At 42.9% G+C, this 2265-nt stretch carries 3 protein-coding genes; all 3 read left to right on the top strand.

Annotation, left to right across the window (positions count from 1 at the left end; genetic code table 11):
* On the top strand, positions 1–1037 hold a 1037-nt coding region (locus tag IBX50_RS19840; protein WP_292258123.1), incomplete at its 5' end, for a TDP-N-acetylfucosamine:lipid II N-acetylfucosaminyltransferase.
* Positions 1038–1064: 27 nt separating this feature from the next.
* Positions 1065–1754, top strand: a complete 690-nt coding sequence (locus IBX50_RS19835; protein ID WP_292258122.1) for a DegT/DnrJ/EryC1/StrS family aminotransferase — start codon at positions 1065–1067, stop codon at positions 1752–1754.
* A gap of 24 nt (positions 1755–1778) precedes the next feature.
* On the top strand, positions 1779–2265 hold a 487-nt coding region (locus IBX50_RS19830), incomplete at its 3' end, for a hypothetical protein (RefSeq protein WP_292258121.1).

Below are 2265 nucleotides of genomic sequence, written 5' to 3'. Positions count from 1 at the left end.
ATTACAGCCATATCAAATATTCAATATCTCTAATAAGAAGGCCTATAGTTAAAAAATCAGAATATAAAAAATATAATTTAGTGGTTTTTCATTCATTTGGTGATCTGCTATATCCAGAAATATTCAATGTTCCTGAAGAAGTACCAACGGTATGGCTGGGTTGGGGGTATGATTACTACGCTTTGATCGGTAATCCTGATGATCTACTGATGCCCGAAACGAAAAGAATATTGGCTAAAAACAATAAATCTTTAATTCGATCAACGATTGGTAAGGCCCTACGGGTTGCATTAAAAATGGCTGGTATTTCAAAGTTTAGAAAAAAAGCCATTGAAAGGCTTTCTTTTTTTTCACCCGTTCTGCCGAATGAATACGATATGGTGCTGAAGTCCCGTAAATGGGAGAGCTTCCCAGAACATGTACGCTGGAATTACGGCACCATGGAAGATCATCTTATTAAGGGCTTTGAAGGTGAGCAGGTAGATGGCAACACAATCCTGGTTGGGAATAGTGCTTCACTGACCTGCAATCATAAAGAAACATTTGATTTCCTGGTTAAAAACGGTGTTGAAAACCGGAAAGTTATAGCACCGCTCAGCTATGGCGATACAGTATATGGTGAAAGAATTGCAGCACTGGGAAAAAAATATTTCGGATTGGATTTTAATCCGCTGAAAGACTTTATGCCTATTCAAGATTATGTGGCCACTATCAAGCAATGCGGCTATGTGATCATGAATCATAAACGACAGCAAGCTGTCGGTAATATTGTAATCATGCTGTACCTGGGTGCTCGCGTATTTTTGCGTGAAGAAAACCCGACATTTCCATTTCTGAAAGATTTAGGTGTCAAGATTTCATCAGTACAAGAACTGGAAAAAGATATTTCACTGTTAGATAGACCGCTATCAATTGAAGAAAAAGAACGCAATAAGCGGCTAGTAAGTGATTATTGGTCAAGAGAGTCAGGCATTGCTAGGACAAAAGTGCTTGTAGACCGTGCATTAAGCCTTTCAAATAAAAGCGATTGTTTGTAAAGCAGTTTGTCACCACCGCTGCACTTTGTGATCGAGGATGCGGCACAAGGCATGATGAGCACCTACAAGGGTCACGCGCTAGGCACCATCGGTCACCTGGGCGCATTCAGCTTCCACGAAACCAAAAACTACACCAGCGGTGGCGAGGGTGGCCTACTCATCATTAACGATGAAAAATTTAAAGAACGTGCCGAAATTATCCGCGAAAAAGGCACCAATCGCAGCCAGTTCTTCCGTGGAATGGTCGACAAATACCAGTGGGTCGATGTAGGTAGCAGTTATCTGCCGAGCGAACTCCAGGCTGCATTCCTGTGGGGCCAATTGGAACGCGCTGACGAAATCAACACCAACCGCCTTGCAAGCTGGCAGGCCTATTATGATGCACTGCTTCCATTACAGACAGCAGGCAAACTTGGATTACCGTCCATACCTGCAGAGTGCACCCACAATGCCCACATGTTCTACCTTAAGGTGGCCGATCTTGATGAGAGAAGCGCCTTGCTTGAACACCTTAAATCAAATGAGATAATGGCAGTTTTCCACTACGTGCCACTGCACACAGCCGCAGCCGGTGAACAGTTCGCACGTTTTCATGGTAACGATCTTTACACGACTATAGAAAGTGAACGCTTAGTTAGGTTGCCTATGTGGTATGGAATTACTGACAGGGAAATAGCCTTGGTCAGCCAGTCAGTGAAGAGCTTTTTCGAAAAATAAATCTCACAAAACAAGGAGAGTGCGATGTTTAGAGGGTTTCGTTTAGATTCAGACATTAAAATCAATGAAGCGTTTGTACAGCAAGCAGGCGCAAGTAGTTCACTTGACATAACAGCAGTAGAAAAATTGATTATGTCTGGTCACCCAATTGATGCTGCCAAGGTCGCGGATTGCTTATTCCCACAAGGCAAACCGGATGTCTTCTTATCGCATTCATTTCAAGATAGGGCTGTCGCACTAGATCTAGCTGCAGCATTACGAAGCAAGGGTCTTAGTGTGTTTATTGACTCCGAAGTTTGGGGTTCCGTATACGAACTTTTGCGTGAAGTAGATAATCGATATTGTCTGCAATCTAATGGGTTGATGTATGACTACCTAAAGCGCAATCAATCAACAGCTCATGTGTATATGGTTCTGAACACAGCCTTGCACAAGATGATTGATCGCGCTGAGGCTTTTTTCTTTATCGGCTCAGAAAACTCATTGGTCGCAAGTGCCGAAGAAATGACGA

The sequence above is a fragment of the Marinospirillum sp. genome (assembly GCF_014859565.1).
Note: the sequence above shows the minus strand (reverse complement) of the source record. Positions and strands in the feature narration are given on the sequence as shown.